This window comes from Martinezella sp. CNPSo 3959, from assembly GCF_057784355.1.
This window is the reverse complement of record NZ_JBXSOV010000002.1, coordinates 62172-79944: the sequence shown is the minus strand read 5'-3', so window position 1 is coordinate 79944 and position 17773 is coordinate 62172. Positions and strand designations below refer to the sequence as shown.

At 60.4% G+C, this 17773-nt stretch carries 15 protein-coding genes; 8 read left to right on the top strand and 7 right to left on the bottom strand.

Features of this window, described 5'->3' with window-relative positions; all coding sequences use genetic code 11:
• Positions 1–20 precede the first annotated feature (20 nt).
• The 3 genes from AC13RE_RS08340 to AC13RE_RS08330 all read right to left on the bottom strand — a co-directional run bounded on the left by AC13RE_RS08340 (position 21) and on the right by AC13RE_RS08330 (position 3064).
• Entirely contained in the window at positions 21–1826 is a 1806-nt protein-coding gene (locus AC13RE_RS08340) for a GGDEF domain-containing protein (protein WP_488562609.1), read from the bottom strand.
• A 205-nt stretch (positions 1827–2031) separates the two neighbouring features.
• A complete protein-coding gene (locus AC13RE_RS08335) occupies positions 2032–2289 on the bottom strand; it encodes a ribbon-helix-helix domain-containing protein (protein WP_488483628.1) in 258 nt (85 codons plus the stop codon).
• Positions 2290–2515: 226 nt separating this feature from the next.
• On the bottom strand, positions 2516–3064 hold the full coding sequence (locus tag AC13RE_RS08330; RefSeq protein WP_488483629.1) for an HdeD family acid-resistance protein: 549 nt from the start codon (positions 3062–3064) through the stop codon (positions 2516–2518).
• 153 nt (positions 3065–3217) lie between these two features.
• Here AC13RE_RS08330 and betI point away from each other — a divergent pair, with 153 nt between their 5' ends.
• From betI to betA, 3 genes are all read left to right on the top strand, one after another.
• On the top strand, positions 3218–3826 hold the full coding sequence (gene betI / locus AC13RE_RS08325) for a transcriptional regulator BetI (protein ID WP_488562608.1): 609 nt from the start codon (positions 3218–3220) through the stop codon (positions 3824–3826).
• A 3-nt stretch (positions 3827–3829) separates the two neighbouring features.
• Entirely contained in the window at positions 3830–5299 is a 1470-nt protein-coding gene (betB, locus tag AC13RE_RS08320) for a betaine-aldehyde dehydrogenase (protein ID WP_488562607.1), read from the top strand.
• A gap of 167 nt (positions 5300–5466) precedes the next feature.
• Positions 5467–7116 carry a choline dehydrogenase gene (betA, locus tag AC13RE_RS08315; protein WP_488562606.1) on the top strand — a complete coding sequence of 550 codons (1650 nt, stop codon included), beginning with the start codon at positions 5467–5469 and terminating at the stop codon, positions 7114–7116.
• Between the two features lie 69 nt (positions 7117–7185).
• Here betA and AC13RE_RS08310 read toward each other — a convergent pair whose 3' ends face one another.
• Positions 7186–7668 (bottom strand): cupin domain-containing protein, encoded by a 483-nt coding sequence (locus tag AC13RE_RS08310; protein ID WP_488562605.1) that lies wholly within the window; start codon positions 7666–7668, stop codon positions 7186–7188.
• A gap of 278 nt (positions 7669–7946) precedes the next feature.
• On the opposite strand from AC13RE_RS08310, the gene AC13RE_RS08305 reads away from it, so the two are divergent.
• A complete protein-coding gene (locus AC13RE_RS08305) occupies positions 7947–9308 on the top strand; it encodes a chloride channel protein (RefSeq protein ID WP_488562604.1) in 1362 nt (453 codons plus the stop codon).
• Between the two features lie 62 nt (positions 9309–9370).
• Here the strand turns inward: AC13RE_RS08305 and AC13RE_RS08300 are convergent, their stop codons facing one another.
• A complete protein-coding gene (locus tag AC13RE_RS08300) occupies positions 9371–9817 on the bottom strand; it encodes an RrF2 family transcriptional regulator (RefSeq protein ID WP_132716061.1) in 447 nt (148 codons plus the stop codon).
• Between the two features lie 488 nt (positions 9818–10305).
• Here AC13RE_RS08300 and AC13RE_RS08295 point away from each other — a divergent pair, with 488 nt between their 5' ends.
• From AC13RE_RS08295 to cysN, 3 genes are all read left to right on the top strand, one after another.
• The gene (locus tag AC13RE_RS08295) at positions 10306–11046 is read left to right on the top strand and encodes a phosphoadenylyl-sulfate reductase (protein WP_488562603.1); all 741 of its coding nucleotides are present in this window, start codon (positions 10306–10308) and stop codon (positions 11044–11046) included.
• Between the two features lie 126 nt (positions 11047–11172).
• Complete coding sequence (gene cysD, locus AC13RE_RS08290) at positions 11173–12126, top strand: sulfate adenylyltransferase subunit CysD (RefSeq protein ID WP_488562602.1); 954 nt, start codon at positions 11173–11175, stop codon at positions 12124–12126.
• Position 12127: 1 nt separating this feature from the next.
• A complete protein-coding gene (gene cysN / locus AC13RE_RS08285) occupies positions 12128–13618 on the top strand; it encodes a sulfate adenylyltransferase subunit CysN (protein WP_488483635.1) in 1491 nt (496 codons plus the stop codon).
• Between the two features lie 116 nt (positions 13619–13734).
• Here cysN and hisC read toward each other — a convergent pair whose 3' ends face one another.
• Both hisC and AC13RE_RS08275 read right to left on the bottom strand, forming a co-directional pair.
• Positions 13735–14793, bottom strand: coding sequence for a histidinol-phosphate transaminase (gene hisC / locus AC13RE_RS08280; RefSeq protein ID WP_488562601.1), 1059 nt, complete (start codon positions 14791–14793; stop codon positions 13735–13737).
• Between the two features lie 165 nt (positions 14794–14958).
• Entirely contained in the window at positions 14959–15882 is a 924-nt protein-coding gene (locus AC13RE_RS08275) for a LysR family transcriptional regulator (protein WP_132716056.1), read from the bottom strand.
• 180 nt (positions 15883–16062) lie between these two features.
• On the opposite strand from AC13RE_RS08275, the gene AC13RE_RS08270 reads away from it, so the two are divergent.
• The gene (locus tag AC13RE_RS08270) at positions 16063–17613 is read left to right on the top strand and encodes an MFS transporter (RefSeq protein ID WP_488562600.1); all 1551 of its coding nucleotides are present in this window, start codon (positions 16063–16065) and stop codon (positions 17611–17613) included.
• Positions 17614–17773: the final 160 nt, after the last annotated feature.

Genomic DNA, 17773 nt, shown 5'->3' with positions numbered 1-17773 from the left:
GATGGCACGGCGGAAAGGCGTCAATTCGTCTCGGCTAGACCGAGGAATGCGACGCCGGCAGCGCTTTCCTTCGCCTTGGTCTTGATGCCCGCGATGGAGGTGCTGACGCGATTGATATTGTCGATCACTAGTCCGTCCGGCAGCTGCAGGATACCGATCGAGCAGCGCATCAGCGGGAACTCGGCCTCGGCGCCGCTGCGGTCGTGGCCGCGAATGCGGCCTGCGGCACGATCCTCGGCCGAGTAAAGATCGAGAACATCGGCATGGAAATCGGCAAGCAGCCGGTCCAGAACTTCGCGCAGCTCGTGCATGCTCCAGCCGGTGACACCGATGAAAAAATCGTCGCCACCGACATGACCGAGGAAATGGCGCTCAGCAAAGAAATAGCGGCGCATCAATGCGGCGAACAGCGAAATGGCATGGTCGCCGAGATGGAAACCATAAGCATCGTTGAACGGCTTGAAATTATCGAAGTCGCAATAGCAGAAATGCCTGACTTCATCACCATCGCGGCCGGCGCTCTGCATGAAATCATGGATCGCCCTGTTGCCGGGAAGGCCGGTCAGGGGGTTCTGGTCCTGGGCAATCTTCAGCTGCTTTTCGTTGATGACCTTGATGAGAGAGGCAGCGGAGACGATGCCCGCATAATGCGTGCCTTCGGTGACGATCAGGCAATCGCTGCTTTCCATATTGGCGAAGATCGTCATCAGCGTATCGGCATCGGAATCAAGGCCGACAATCGGCGCCATTTCAACGAAATGCGAGATCGACCGTTTATAGACCTTGTTCTTCAAAAGGTCGCGGCCGAAGGGCTGATAGATATATTCCTTCAGCTGGTATTCGTGGATGATCCCACGCGGCTCGTCATTGGCATTCACGACCGGAAAATAAGCTCGGCGCGGATTGCGGCGGAAGAGCTCGAAGACGCTATCGATGCTGTCGCTCTCGCGGATGGTCGGCAGCACTTCGATCTGCTTGCGGATAAGGATTTCATCGAGCGACTGGCTGTTGCGCGCCGTCTTGCCGAGATCCTGCAAATGCGGAAAGCTCGGCTTCAACTCGTTGACCAGTACGGTCGGGCGGGCAATGAACCAGCCCTGGACGAGATCGACGCCGAATTCGCGGCAGGTCAGGAATTCCGCCTCGGTCTCTATGCCTTCGGCGATGACGCGCGTACCGAGGACATGGGCGATGTTAACGAGATTTCGAAGGATATGGCGCTTGCGGGCGCTGCGGTCGATATCGACGATGAAATGCCGATCGATCTTCAGATAGTCGACCGGATAATCGGACAGCAGTTTCATTTCACCGTGACCGACGCCGAAGTCGTCGATGGCGAGCTTGAAACCGGCATCGCGCATCTTGGCAACCAGCGCCGAAAACTCCGGAACGACGGTATTGTCGAAACGTTCGGAGAATTCGAAGCAAACGGAGGAAGGGGCGATGCCAGCCTTTCTCATATGCTGCAGCAGGCCATCGACCAAGGCGGCGCCCTGCGGGATCAACCGGACATCTAAGTTGAGGAAAAGCGTAGCGGCAACCATATTGGGCAGAGTGGCAAACTTCGCAAGCGCGCGGCTGCTGACCATCTGCTCGAGCCCAAGAAGCTGGCCGCTGCGCTCGGCCTCGTCGAGGATATCGACCGGGCTGTCGAAACCGATGCGTTCCTGGCCGCGTATGAGGGATTCATACCCGAAAACGGCGCCCGTGCCGGCCTCCACGATCGGCTGAAATGCGTTTTCGATCACGAGTTTGGCGAGAGTAACGATCTGATCGCTGGCGTATCGGCGCAAGACGCCCGGTTCGGCTGCGGCAGTCAGGGACATGCCCATCTCCACTTGCGGATTCTAATCTAATTTATTTGAGTAAAACTTTGGGTTTACCGCGTTTTCAACCGAGGATGCGTCATAAAGCGTCAACGAAACCTTTCCCCTATGTGAAAGTTTCATGAATGGTAAAGCAATGTTAACCATTCGTCGGGGCACAGACCCCGACATACGGCAGCCGAGAGGCTGCCGTGATGAGTGGGGTTCAGTGCTGATTGCTCGAGTGCCGCTCCGCCTCGTAGTCGGCAAACATATCGGCGACGCAGCGACCGCCCTTTGCCGTCTCCCCGCCATCGTTGGCGGCATGAGGCACATCGCAAATGTCGCCGCGCCTGCGGGCTGCATCCCACATGCGCAGGGCTTCCCGCACGACTTCGCTGCTCGAGGCATAAGTGCCGGTATCGACCGCTGCCCGGATGCCCGCAGCCTGAAGCGGAGAGATGGAAACCGTTACCATCGGCATGATATTCCTCCCTTGACGTTATCTAGCGGAAATTTGTCTGGAAGCATGTTCCGTGGCTTTGACCAGTTTCTTCACGCATGTCTGTCGACACACGCACTTTCGGATGAAGATACTGTCGTTACATCAACGCAACGCCGTTCCGCCCGACATGGCAGAGGCGCTAAGAGTAACGCCGCTCACGCTCCTTGTCAAAAAGTAGCAGTCCGTTACCCTTTCGGGGGGTGCGCTACCGCCTAAGCACAAGGCCGAAGGCCACCAGCGTCCATCCTTGGAAAATCAGGTCAAAGGCCAGGAAAAGACCAAGAATCCAGAGGCTGTTGACCGGCCAGCCAACTGCAATGGCAATGCCGGCGGCGGCGGTTGCAAGGCCGCTGATGACAATCCAGACCCAACCACGCTCCGGCTTCAGCTTGCGACCGACCCAGACGCGAAACGTGCCGGCGATGAGCAGTGCGATGGCGAGGAACAGGGTCAATGCCTCGGAGGCCAACAGCGGATTGACGAAGGCGAGGATACCGGCAACCGTATAGAGCAGGCCGCTCAACACCCAGAACAAAATGTGCTCCCAGCCCCTTACCTGAAAGGCATGGGCCAGATGCACGATGCCGCCGATCAGCATCAGCATGCCGACATAATAGACCGATGCCACCGTGGCGATGAACAGATTGCCAAGGGCGATGCCGCCGCAGATCAGCAGCAAGATCCCGAGCCCGACAAACCATCCCCATTTGTCGCGCATCGCGGACGGGGGAACTTCATCAAGAATATCAACCATGACTGTACCTCCTCCTGTGAGGAAGTATGGCACAGAAATGCTTTGCGGAAAGAGGTTGCGGATTTTTCGTCAGGCAAGGCCTGTCACGTGATTTTTTTATTGATTGATCAGTCAATCAAAAATACACTCGGCTCCAGCCTTAGGGATTGATGTATGCCGAAAGTCGGAATGGAACCGGTGCGCCGAAAGGCGCTGGTGGATGCTGCAATGCGCGTGATCGGCGATCACGGTTCGCTGACCGTCACCATGTCCGAGATCGCCAAGCAGGCCGGCGTTTCACCTGCGCTCGCGCACCATTATTTCGGCAGCAAGGAACAGCTGCTGATCGAGACTGTCCGCGTGCATCTACAGCGGCTGCGCGACAGCGTCGTGACGGCACTCCGGGCCGCGACGACACCCCGCGAAAAGCTTTCTGCCGTCATCCGCGTCAGCTTCCAGGCCGATCAGTTCGCGCCGGAGACGATCGCTGCCTGGCTCGCCTTCTATGCCGAGGCGCAGCGGTCAGAGGAGACGCGGCGCTTTCTCGTCATCTACGCGAGACGGCTGCGCTCCAACCTGCTTGCCAATCTCAAGGCTCTATGTCCGGAGGAAGACGCAGAACGCATCGCCGAAGGCGCTGCCGCGATGATCGATGGCCTTTATATCCGTCAAAGTCTGAGATCAGCGCCGATCAGCATTGAGGCTTCGATCGCGCTTACGGAAGATTACATCAATTCACTGCTTGCGCCGCTTTCCGGAGAGGCCCGCCGTTCAAAGGACTGAAACATGACCCTCAAAGCCCAGCCTACCGCCTCGCATTTCATCGACGGGGAATATGTCGAGGACACCGACGGCACTCTTATCGAAAGCATCTATCCGGCGACCGGCGAGGTGATCGCCCGTCTGCACGCGGCAACGCCTGCCATCGTCGAAAAGGCGATCGCGGCCGCAAAGCGGGCGCAGCCCGAATGGGCCGCCATGAGCCCGACGGCGCGCGGCCGCATCCTGAAGCGAGCGGCCGACATCATGCGTGAACGTAACCGCGAGCTTTCCGAACTGGAGACGCTGGATACGGGCAAGCCGATCCAGGAAACCATTGTCGCCGACCCGACTTCGGGCGCTGACAGCTTCGAATTCTTCGGCGGCATCGCGGCGGCAGGTCTCAACGGCTCCTATATCCCGCTCGGCGGCGATTTCGCCTATACTAAGCGCGTGCCGCTCGGCGTCTGCGTCGGCATCGGCGCATGGAACTACCCGCAGCAGATCGCCTGCTGGAAAGGCGCGCCGGCACTGGTCGCCGGCAACGCCATGGTGTTCAAGCCTTCGGAAAACACGCCGCTCGGCGCGCTGAAGATCGCCGAAATCCTCATCGAGGCCGGTCTGCCGAAGGGCCTCTACAATGTCATCCAGGGCGACCGCGAAACCGGGCCTCTGCTCATCAACCATCCCGACGTAGCGAAGGTATCGCTGACGGGCTCCGTGCCGACCGGCCGCAAGGTCGCGGCTTCGGCCGCTGGCAATCTCAAGCATGTCACCATGGAGCTCGGCGGCAAGTCGCCGTTGATCGTTTTCGAGGATGCCGATATCGACAGCGCCATCGGCGGCGCGATGCTCGGCAACTTCTATTCGACCGGCCAGGTCTGCTCGAACGGCACCCGCGTTTTCGTCAACCGCAAGATCAAGTCTGAATTCCTGAAGCGACTGAAGGCCCGCACAGACGCCATGCTCATCGGCGACCCGATGGACGAGGCAACGCAGATCGGCCCGATGGTTTCCTGGGCTCAGCGCGAAAAGGTGCTTTCTTACATCGAAAAGGGCAAGGCCGAGGGCGCGACGCTTTTGACCGGTGGCGGCATCCCGAACAATGTCTCCGGCGAAGGCTATTACATCCAGCCGACCGTTTTTGCCGACGTCACTGACGATATGACGATCGCCCGCGAGGAGATTTTCGGACCGGTCATGTGCGTGCTCGACTTCGATGACGAGGCCGAGGTGATCGCCCGCGCCAATGCGACCGAATTCGGCCTCTCCGGCGGCGTCTTCACAGCCGATCTCACCCGCGCCCACCGCGTGGTCGACCAACTGGAAGCCGGCACGCTCTGGATCAACACCTACAATCTCTGCCCGGTCGAAATCCCCTTCGGCGGCTCCAAGCAATCCGGCTTCGGCCGCGAGAATTCGCTGGCGGCGCTCGAGCACTATTCGGAATTGAAGACCGTCTATGTCGGCATGGGGCCGGTACAGGCACCTTATTGATCCACCTCCCCTTGAGGGGGAGGTCGCCGCTTAGCGGCGGGTGGGGTGACCAGCCGCAGCGCGCGTATCCGCAATCACCCCACCCCGGCCTGCGGCCGACCCTCCCCCTCAAGGGGAGGGTGTTGACTGCCTCGGTTTACGCCTGTTGCCATCTGGAGCACATCGTCATGCAAGCAGATTTCGTCATCGTCGGCTCGGGTTCGGCCGGCTCCGCCATGGCTTACCGCCTGTCGGAAGACGGCAAGCATTCCGTTATCGTTCTGGAGTTTGGCGGCAGCGACTTCGGCCCCTTTATCCAGATGCCGGCCGCCCTTGCCTGGCCAATGAGCATGGATCGCTACAATTGGGGCTATCTTTCCGAACCGGAACCACAGCTCAACAACCGCCGCATCACCGCCCCGCGCGGCAAGGTTATCGGCGGGTCCTCCTCGATCAACGGCATGGTCTATGTGCGCGGTCATGCGGAGGATTTCAACCGCTGGGAAGAACTCGGCGCCCAAGGCTGGGCCTATGCCGACGTGCTGCCCTACTTCAAGCGGATGGAGCATTCGCATGGCGGCGAAGAGGGTTGGCGCGGTACGGACGGCCCGCTGCATGTGCGCCGGGGCGATGCGCGTAATCCGCTCTTTCACGCTTTCATCGAGGCGGGCAAGCAGGCGGGCTTCGAGGCGACGGAGGATTATAATGGCAGCAAGCAGGAAGGCTTCGGCCTGATGGAGCAGACGACCTGGATGGGCCGGCGCTGGTCTGCGGCGACAGCCTATCTTAAGCCTGCCCTGAAGCGGCCGAATGTCGAGCTCATCCGCTGCTTTGCCCGTAAGGTCATCATCGAAAACGGCCGCGCGACCGGCGTCGAAGTGGAGCGCAATGGCAAGATCGAGGTGATCCGTGCGAACCGCGAGGTGATCGTCTCCGCCTCATCGTTCAACTCTCCGAAGCTGCTGATGCTGTCAGGCATCGGACCTGGGCAACATCTGCGCGACATGGGGATCGAGGTGAAGGCCGATCGGCCGGGCGTCGGCGCCAACCTGCAGGACCATATGGAATTCTATTTCCAGCAGACGAGCCTGAAGCCGGTGTCGCTCTATTCCTGGCTGCCCTGGTATATGCAGGGGATTGCCGGTGCGCAGTGGCTGTTCTTCAAGAAAGGCCTTGGTACCTCGAACCAGTTCGAAGCCTGCGCCTTCCTGCGCTCGGCACCTGGCGTCAAACAACCGGATATCCAGTATCACTTCCTGCCCGTCGCCATCAGCTATGACGGCAAGGCGGCGGCCAAGAGCCACGGCTTCCAGGTGCATGTCGGCTACAACCTGTCGAAATCACGCGGCAACGTGACGCTGCGCTCGTCCGACCCGATGGCCGATCCGGTGATCCGCTTCAACTATATGAGCCATCCGGAAGACTGGGAGAAATTCCGCCATTGCGTTCGCCTCACCCGCGAGATCTTCGGGCAGAAGGCCTTCGACGAGTACCGGGGCACGGAAATTCAGCCAGGGGCGAATATTCAGACCGACGACCAGATCGATGCCTTCCTGCGCGAGCACCTGGAAAGCGCCTATCATCCCTGCGGCACCTGCAAGATGGGCTCAAAGGATGATCCAATGGCGGTGGTCGATCCCGATACCCGCGTCATCGGCATCGACGGCTTGCGCGTCGCCGACAGCTCGATCTTCCCGCATGTGACCTACGGCAATCTGAACGGGCCTTCGATCATGACCGGCGAAAAGGCGGCCGACCATATCCTCGGCAAGCCGAAGCTGGCGCGTTCGAACCAGGAGCCTTGGATCAATCCGCGGTGGGAGACGAGCGATCGGTAGGTGTCGCGTGGGACTATTTGCGGGATATACGGAAATACGTCTTTTCCAGCCCTTAGAGCACAGAACCAGTCAGTGCGAGACTGAGCCCGACAATCCGAGAGCCAATGTCATATCGTTGATAATCCCTAGGCGGGCCTCCAACACTGCAATTTCCTCGGGGGTGGTGGAACCAGACGTCTCGATGTCGATGAACAATTGCTCGCAGCCACCCGGTATGACAGTGCCAAACATCTGGCCCGGTTCGTCGCTGATATTTCGCCAACTGTGTCGCACAAGCGGTGGCAGAACGACAACGGTACCCGGAGGTGCATCGAACTCGTCGTCACCGCATTGGATTCGATAGAGACCACGGATTACGCGAAAGATTTCAGTCTCGCGGGTGTGCGTGTGAGGGGCGGGACCATGACCCGGCGGGGTGAAGGTTTCCCACATCCCGAATGCGCCCCCGGTCTCGGCGGCCGTGGCATGGATAACAATCTTGGCGCCAAAAGGCGTCCTTGCTATGCGCTCACTGCCGGGCAAAGAGACAATTGCATTCCGGAAAGTCGACATGGTCACCTCCTCATCGGTTGCAATCCATACATATCACATCGCCGAAAGGTGGTTAATCTCGGTGATGCGAGGTGCGTTTCTTTCGTGATGAGGGCCCTTTGCATTGCACTTGCGATACATTCTGTTCGATCGCTCGAAACGGTCAACACGTGGATTAAGCCTTGGCCGCAAAAGGAAATTCTGTAAGAAAGATCGATATCGCAATTCTCCCCAAGAGGTGAGCGGCCCGGAAAAATGCCTCCAAAGGGCACCGGGCCAGCATAACGGTCACACGTCCCATGCCCCCCATCTACCGCAAGTCCAAGCTGCTCCGCCGTTCCCGCGTTTTCTGGGGATCTTTCAATCTTTGGCGGCCACGTCTGGTGTTCTGGACGGGCGCTCTGGCGATCGGCGTCATCAGCGTCGGCTTCGCCAAGCTCGCCGATCTGGCGCAGCGGGCTTTTACCGGCGTGACGCAATCGGGCGAGTGGATGTGGCTGCTCCCGCTCCTGCTGACACCGCTCGGTTTCGTGTTGTCGGCTTATCTTGCAGCGACGCTGTTTCCCAATTCGCAGGGGAGCGGCATTCCACAGGCGATTGCTGCGCGGCATCTGCATCATGAAGAGGATCGAACGAAGCTGCTCTCGCTGCGGCTCGCCTTCGGCAAGATCGTGCTGACCATATTGGGGCTCTTAAGCGGTGCCTCGATCGGCCGCGAGGGGCCGACAGTGCAGGTCGGCGCGTCCTTCATGCTAGCGGTTGCCCGCTTCGGCGGCATGGCGCAGGCGAAGGGGCTGATCCTCGCGGGCTCTGCTGCCGGCATCGCGGCCGCCTTCAATACGCCGCTTGCGGGTATCGTTTTCGCTATCGAGGAAATGAGCCGCACCTATGAATCACGCGCCAATGGCCTTGTGCTGACCGCGGTCATTCTTTCCGGCCTCGCCGCACTCGGCCTTTCCGGCAGCTACAATTATTTCGGCACGGCCGATGCGGCGCCGACGATGTTTCGAGACTGGATCGTCATGCTGATCTGCGGTGTCGGCGGCGGTGCGCTCGGCGCCACCTTCAGCGGATTGGCGCTCTATGCCGGCATCCGCATCCGCCGCTGGGCGCAACCGCAGCCGCTGAAACGCATGCTGATCCTGGCCGGCCTCTGCGGTCTTGTCGTTGCCGCTGTCGGCGTGCTCTCCGGCGGCCAAACCTTCGGCACCGGTTACGAGCAAGCCCGCGGCGCGGTGGAAGGACATGCCCTGCCCCCGCTCTTCTTCGTCGAGAAGCTACTGGCAAGCTTCCTGTCGATGATATCGGGCATTCCCGGCGGCATTTTCGCGCCTTCGCTTGCCGTCGGCGCCGGCTTCGGCAGCACGGTTGGCACGCTGATCGGCGGCAGCATTGCTCTTGCGGCGATCCTCGGGATGGCCGGCTATTTCGCCGGCGTGGTTCAGGCACCTATGACCGCCTTCGTCATCATCCTCGAAATGACCGGCGACCATCAGGCCGTCATCCCGATCATGGCTGTATCGATGATCGGCTATGTGACCTCGCGGCTGCTGTCGCGCGAGCCGCTCTACCACGGCCTGTCGCGCGTCTTCATCGCAGCGGCGATCCGCGCCCGGCGCGCCATGGAAAAGGAAGGCGGCGAGGAACACCCCGCCCACTGAGTACCGAAGCTCTGCACCGGCCGAAGGGAGCCCCTTCCAATGGGCTTCCTTGAACTTGATCGTCAGGCCATCAGCCTGGCAACTTCCGCACCCTCGGGCTGAGCGATCGCATCGGCGATGGTCGTCGAGAACAGCACCTTGCGGGTCGCATCCGCCACCCGGGCAAAGACGTGGCGGATTTCGCAGGTCTGCTCGCCGTCGCAATCATCGCAGCGACGATAGGCTGTCAGTGACAGACAGGGCAGCGGCGCCAGCGGTCCGTCGATGACCCGCAGGATTTCGCCAAAGGTGATTTCATCCGCCGGCTTGCGCAGGAGATAGCCGCCCTGCTTGCCGCGGCGGCTGATGACGATGCCCTGATGCTTCAGGTCGAGAAGGATCTGTTCGAGGAATTTCTTCGGGATCTTCTGTTGGGCGGCGATGTCGGAAATCATCATCGGCTCACCCGCCTCGGATTGGGCCAAGGCAGATAGCGCCCGCAGCGCATATTTTGCTTTCTGAGTAATCATTTCGAACCGCTTCACACACACATGCGATACGTCCGGTCGAGCGATTCGGCCGATCCGTTATAGAACTCCTTAGCCCTCGTCCCCGGGGCAATTTCGAAGCACTCACACCCTTGGCGCACGGCCAGGAAACGTTAGCAACCCAGACTTGTTATCATTCTTCGTCGCTATGCCCATGGTTTAGCACAAAATCCGCCGCAGCGCATCATTTCGGGCATCACTTCGGATTTCCATTTGACAAGCTATGTGTAACTCTACTATTTCTATAGACATTAAAGCAAGCACTTAAACATGGTCAGCCATATCAAGTGCTTTCGAAGGCCCGCTTCCGGCGGCAAATCGCCTTGGTTAACAGCCGAGGCGGTCGCTTTTTCTTATGGGCACTGCTTCATGGAGATATTTACCCTCCATCTGCATCCTTTCGAAATCTATTTTTCTGTCCGCTGCCGTTACGAACTGCGATACTCCGGCAACATCAGGACAGGATTCCCATGACTGCCATTACCCTTATTGAAGATGCCGCGACGCTCAACAGCCAGCTTGCATCGCTCGACCTTGCCGGCCGTCTGTCTCTCGTGGCCGGTCTCGGTGGCCGCGCCGTATTCACGACGTCGCTCGGGATCGAAGATCAGGTGATCACGGCGGAGATCGGCAATCATCGCCTGCCGATCGAGGTGGCGACCCTGCAGACCGGCCGCCTCTTCCCGGAAACGCTCGCTCTGATCGACGAGACGGAAAGCCAATACGATATCCACATCGTTCGCTACGAGCCGGAGCAGACAGATATCGACGCCTATGCTGCAAAATACGGTCTGAACGGCTTCTATGAGAGCGTCGAAGCCAGGCATGCCTGTTGTGGCGTGCGCAAGCTGAAGCCTCTTGCGCGCGCACTCTCCGGCGCCACCATCTGGATCACCGGCCTGCGCCGCGGCCAGTCCGCCAACCGCGCCGATACGCCCTTTGCCGAATTCGATCCCGAGCGCAACCTGATCAAGATCAACCCGCTTGCCGATTGGGATATCGATGTAATCCGCGCTTACGTCGCCGACAACAGCGTGCCGGTAAACCCGCTGCATGCACGAGGCTATCCCTCGATCGGCTGCGAGCCCTGCACCCGCGCCATCAAGCCCGGCGAGCCTGAACGCGCCGGCCGCTGGTGGTGGGAGAACGACGAAAAGCGCGAATGCGGTCTGCATGTCCACGAAGAAGGTGCTGCCGCAGCAGCACAATAAAGCACCCGCCGGCTCCCGGCATCGATCCAAAGCGCGTTTCCTACGCCGCTGTTCAACCGGGAACCAACGCATCCATTCTTTCCGGCCAAGTTTCGGTCGGGACATTTGAAAGTTCTGGAGTGATAAATGCCTGATAGCCGTCCGGATACGGAAATCTCCCATCCGCAAAGCGCCAAGCCACCGCTCGATCCACATCTGAAGGCGCTGGAAAACGAGGCGATCCATATCTTCCGCGAGGTTGCGGCCGAGTTCGAGCGTCCTGTCATGCTCTATTCGATCGGCAAGGATTCGTCGGTGCTGCTGCACCTGGCGCGCAAGGCCTTCTATCCCGGCCGCATCCCCTTCCCGCTCCTGCATGTGAATACCGGCTGGAAATTCGCCGAGATGATCACCTTCCGCGACGAGATCGTGAAGAAGTATGATCTCGACCTGATCGAGCACATCAACCCGCGCGGCAAGGCGGAGAACATCACGCCCTTCACCTATGGCTCGGCCCGCTACACCGATATCATGAAGACGGAAGCGCTGCGTCATGCGCTGGATGCCGGCCAGTTCGACGCCGCTTTCGGCGGCGCTCGCCGCGACGAGGAAGCCTCGCGCGCCAAGGAACGCATCTATTCCTTCCGCACGCCCGATCATCGGTGGGATCCACGCAACCAGCGCCCGGAACTCTGGAACATCTACAACGGCCAGATCCGCAAGGGCGAAAGCGTTCGCGTCTTCCCGCTTTCCAACTGGACCGAAGTGGATATCTGGCGCTACATCCAGGCCGAGGATATTCCGATCGTGCCGCTCTATTTTGCGGCGAAGCGCCCAATCGTCGAGCGCGACGGCATGATGATCATGGCCGCCGATCCGCGGCTCGAGCTGCTGCCGGGCGAGACCATGCGCGAGGAACTCATCCGTTTCCGCACGCTCGGCTGCTTCCCGCTGACGGGAGCCATCCGCTCCACCGCCACGACCCTTGAAGAGATCATTGCAGAGCTGGAAATCGCCACGGTTTCCGAACGTCAGGGCCGCGCCATCGATCGCGACCAGTCCGGCTCCATGGAAAAGAAGAAGCGCGAAGGATATTTCTGAGATGACTGTCAACGCAAACGTCGTCACAATTCCCGCTGTCGGGCCCGCTGCCGAAACGGCCAAGGCTCTCCGCGATTCGCGCCCGCTTCGCCTGATTACCTGCGGCAGCGTCGATGACGGTAAATCGACGCTGATCGGCCGTCTCCTCTGGGATACCAAGGCGGTCAAGGAAGACCAGGCTGCCACGCTTCAGCGCGATTCCACCGGCAAGCAGAACGATCTCGGCCTACCCGACTTTGCACTGCTGCTCGACGGTCTGCAGGCAGAGCGCGAACAGGGCATCACCATCGATGTCGCCTATCGCTATTTCTCGACCGACAAGCGCTCCTTTATCGTCGCCGACACGCCCGGCCACGAGCAATATACGCGCAACATGGCAACCGGTGCCTCCACCGCCGATCTTGCCGTGCTGTTGGTCGATGCGCGCATGGGCATCCTCGAGCAGACCCGCCGTCATGCAACGATCGCGTCGCTGCTCGGCATCAAGCAGTTCGTGCTCGCCGTCAACAAGATCGACCTGACGAACTACGACCGCGCCGGCTTCGAGAAGATCTCCAACGACTTCCGCGAATTCGCCCTGTCGCTCGGCGTCAAGCAGATCACCGCCATTCCGATGTCGGCGCTGAAGGGTGAAAACGTCGTCTATTCCGGCCAGGCTGCCATGCCGTGGTACACCGGCCCGACGCTGGTCGAAACGCTGGAACTGGCGACCGTTCGCTCCGCCCAGACGGTCGGCTTCCGTCTTTCGGTACAGCGCGTCTCCCGCCCGGGTGAGAGCTTCCGCGGCTATCAGGGCACCGTTGCCGGCGGTTCGGTGAAGCCTGGTGACAGCGTCATGATTCTGCCGTCGGGCATGGTCGCCAATGTCTCGAAGATCGTCACCTTCGATCTCGTGCGCAACGCGGCGGTCGCCGGCGATGCGATCACGCTCGTTCTCGACCGTCAGGTGGACGTATCGCGTGGTGACATGATCGTCGCCATCGACAGCCAGCCGCAGACCGGCCTCTCCTTCGACGCGCAAATCGTCGCGCTGCAGCCTGAGGGCATCGAGCCTGGCAAGCGCTACTGGCTGAAGAGCGGCAGCCGCCGCCAGCGCGTGCAGGTGCAGCCGATCGCCCAGCTTGAGCTGAAGACCGGCGCATGGGCTCCGGCGCAGGCGCTATGGATGAACGCGATCGGCAAGGTCCGCCTGACCTTCGACGAAAGCGCCATCTTCGATCCCTATGAGCAGAACCGCTCGACCGGCTCCTTCATCCTGATCGATCCGGAAAGCAACAACACGGTTGCGGGCGGCATGATTACCGGCAAGCGTTCCGATGTCGGCGGTATTCACAAGGATGGCCAGCGCGTTCTCCTGTCCCTGCCCGCCGATCTCGCCGAGCAGATCATGGCAAGCGAGCTGTTCGCCAGCCGCCGCGATGAAACAGATGTGCGCCGCGTCACCGCCGCACAGGCCGCGGAAATCTGGGCGAACGCGGCAAGCGATATTTGATTGCTATCGCATGTGATGACAGAAGGCGGCGGGCTCGGCTCCGCCGCCTTGTCATTTGTAGGGCTGCTCACCCAATCACCCCAATCAGCCGTGGAGCAATCGCTCAAAGCTTGAGATCACTGCAATATCTCGCCGAAAGCCGCCACCAGGCGGTCGCACTCCTCATCCGTTCCAATCGTGATGCGCAGGAAGTCGTCGATACGCTCGGCGGAAAACCGTCTTACCAGAATATTCCTGCTCCGAAGCTCTGCCGCAAGTTCCACACCCGGCCTGCTCCGATGCCGCGCGAACAGAAAATTCGTAGATGACGGCAGAACGTGAAAGCCCAGCTCCCCGAGTTCGGCGGCCAGCCGTTCCCGGCTGGCGATGATCATGGCGCGATGGCGTTCGAACCAGTCGCGATCCTTCCAGGCCGCGACGGCACCTGCCTGCGCGAGCCGATCGAGAGGATAGGAATTGAAACTATCCTTGACCCTTTCCAGTGCCTCGATCAGCGGTCTCTGCCCAACAGCGAAACCGACACGCAGGCCGGCGAGCCCGCGCGACTTCGACAGGGTCTGAATTACCAAGAGGTTCGGATATGTCCGGACAAGTGGAACCGCGCTCTCGCCGCCGAAATCGACATAGGCCTCGTCGATGACGACGACCTGATCGGGATGATCCCTAAGAAGAGTTTCAATATCGGCCAGAGGCAGGCCGATGCCTGTCGGCGCATTGGGATTGGGCAGAATGATTGCACCGCAGGGCTGACGATAATCCTCGAGGCGGACCCGCATTTCGGCATCGACCGGAACTTGCCGATACGCCACGCCGAAGAGGCGGCAATAGGTCGGATAGAAGCTGTAACTGATGTCGGGGAAAAGCAAGGGCTCATCATGGTTCAGCAGCGCCTGGAACGTGTGGGCCAAAACCTCGTCCGATCCATTGCCGACAAAGACCTCGTCCTTGTCGAGCCCGAAACTCTCGGCGATTGTAACACGCAACTCCCGCGCCGTCGGATCCGGATAGAGCCGCAGTGTATCGGATGTAGCCTTCGAGATCGCCTCCAGGGCAAGCGGCGAAGGACCGTAAGGGCTCTCATTGGTGTTGAGCTTGATTATTCCGCCCGTGGCCGGCTGCTCGCCGGCGACATAGGGGATCAAGGAATGAACAATAGGGCTCCAGAAGCGGCTCATCGTGATTTCCAAAGTTAGCGATTGCAGACCGATCGTGCGGCAAGTCTGCATATGAGCAAACACCGTCGCAAACTCGAGCTCCCGCGACAACTGTCTCCCGAGCAATTCTGAAATTATCTCACTCGGCAGGCAAGCGGACCTCAAGCCGATACGATGATCTGCGTCTCAGGCAGCGGTCGTCGCCGGCAAAACATCACAGCTCTTTGCAAACAACCGCTCGCTCAGAAAATCGACAAAAACCCGAACCTTGGGCGACATATGGCGATTGGATGGCCAGAGCAGATGGAAATGGCCGGGTTCGTCGATGAAATCGTCGAGAACTGTCCTGAGCGTTCCTTCCGCAAGCGGACTGCGCACGAGGAAATCCGGCATGCAGCCGATGCCGAGGCCGGCAACGGTCGCGCCGCGCACTGCCTCCATATTGTTGCAGGAGAAGGCCGTTCGCATCCGCAGATCCGGCTCGCCTTCGGGCATGGTCAGCGGCCAATCCTGCAGCTTGCCGCTGTTGGGAAAGCGAAACCTGACGGCCAGATGCTCGTTGAGATCACGCGGGCAACCGGGAATACCGAAGCGTTCGAGATAGCTGGGCGCAGCGCAGAGCAGCATCTGAAACGGCCGCAAGGTGCGCGATATCAGCCGGGAATCCGGCAGGTCGCCGCTGCGAATCGCAACATCGACGCCCTCCTCGATCATATCGACGATGCGATCGTTGAAATCGATGTCGAGCTCAACCTCGGGATAGCGGGCCACGAATTCCGGCACGACGGGCAAGAGGAAGTGATAGCTGACGATCGGCACACTGACGCGCAACCGCCCGCGTGGCACGGCAACCGCCTGCGCAAGCGAGGCCTGCGCATCCTCGAGATCGTCGAGCACCCGCCGGCAGCGTTCGTGAAAGAGACGCCCCTCCTCGGTCAACCGGATGCTGCGCGTGGAGCGCTGCAGCAGCCGGACGCCAAGCTGATGTTCGAGATTGCTGACCGCCTTGCCGACCGCGGATGCCGAAAGGCCGAGCACGCGTCCAGCAGCGGCAAAGCTGCCGAGATCTGCGGTGCGAACAAAGGCCGTCAGGCCGCTTAAACGATCCATGGGCGCATTCCATTCGAGAGTTTTATTCCGATATATATGGAAAACTAGCGCAATTATCATCCGATTACAGCAAATATATCCTGCTTGAGTCATTTGAAGCGCGCGAGCATCGGCCTTTGGCCAGCACCACTCCCAGGATTGCCCGCCACTTCCCCTTTGCTCAAACCTCATGGTAATCCGATGACTTCTCCCCAGACAAAGGTCGCAAGTCCGACCGAGAAATTCTTCGTCCTCGTCGCCGTCTGCTGCGCCGCAGCGGCGATGCCGCTGACATTCACCGGCCCCGCTGTTGCCTTACCGGCCATCAGCCGCACGCTCGGCGGCAGCCCGATCGCGCTCAACTGGGTCACCAACGCCTTTATGCTGACCTTCGGCAGCTGCCTGATGGCATCCGGCGCGCTGGCAGACAGCTTTGGCCGGCGGCGTATCTTCCTGGCGGGCGTCGGCTGCTTCGCGCTCTTCTCAGCCGGCTTGGCGCTTGCCGGCAACATCGTCTGGTTCGACATATTGCGGGCATTGCAGGGCCTTGGCGCAGCCGCCGCTTTTTCCGGCGGCATGGCCTCGCTGGCGCAGGAGTTCGACGGCACGGCGCGGATGCGTGCCTTCAGCATCGTCGGCTCCAGCTTCGGCGTCGGTCTCGCCTTCGGGCCGATCGCGTCCGGCCTGATGATCGATGCCTTCGGCTGGCCGTCCATCTTCATTCTCGTGGTCGCCCTGGCGTTGCTCGCACTTGGCCTCGGCGCCTGCTTCCTGCGCGAATCCAAAGATCCCGACGCGGCGGGACTGGATTGGCCGGGCGCACTGAGCTTCACGCTTGCCTTGACGCTCTTCACCTATGGTGTGCTGCGTGCGCCGGAAACTGGCTGGAGCGATCCGCTCGTCCTCGCCCTGCTGGCCGGCGCAGCACTGTTCTTCCTTGCCTTCGGCATCATCGAGCGCGTTGTGAAACGGCCCATGCTGGATCTCAGCCTCTTTCGCTATCCGCGTTTCGTCGGTGTGCAGCTTCTGGCGGCAGCGCCCGCCTATGCCTTCGTCGTTTTGCTGATCCTGCTGCCCGTGCGCTTCGTCGGCATCGAAGGCATGAGCGAGATCGGTGCCGGGCGGATGATGGTTGCGCTTTCGGCGCCGCTGCTCGTCCTGCCGATCGTTGCAGGACTTCTCACCCGCTGGTTCAGCCCCGCAACGATCTGCGGCACCGGCCTCGTCATCTCGGCGGCAGGCCTTTTCTGGCTCAGCCATTTTGCAGCAGGCTCAGCTCCATTTGTCCTCATCGGCCCGCTGCTGACGATCGGCGTCGGCATCAGCCTGCCCTGGGGCTTGATGGATGGGCTCGCCGTCAGCGTTGTTCCCAAGGAGCGAGCCGGCATGGCAACCGGCATTTTCAGCACTACCCGCGTCGCCGGCGAAGGGGTCGCGCTCGCCATCGTCAGCGCCGTTCTCTCCGCCTTTATCCAGTCGAATCTCGGTGAGCACGCCGCTATGGCTGCACAGCAGCTCGTAACCGGCAACCTGGCCGCAGCAGCATCGAATGTGCCCGCGATCGGGCACGACGCTCTTATCCAGAGCTACGGCGACGCCTTCAGCACGCTGCTCTGGCTACTAACCGGCATCACTGTTCTGACAGCCGTCGTCGTCTTTTCTTTCCTCGGACGATCGTCAGCAAGCGCCGTGGCAGAAGATGCCGAGCAACCGGGAGAGGAAGAGGATACGATACGCGTATCGAACGCTTAAGTAATGTTGGCGGCTGACCGGAAAATTACTCGGTCAGCCCGCCCCGACCCGGCATAACAAGAAGGCCGATCGAAGGCCGAAAAACCTGCCACGCTGCAACAGAATGTTTCGAGGCCACATAAAATGTGCGCGCCAGATCCATCTACGAACGCTCCCCTGG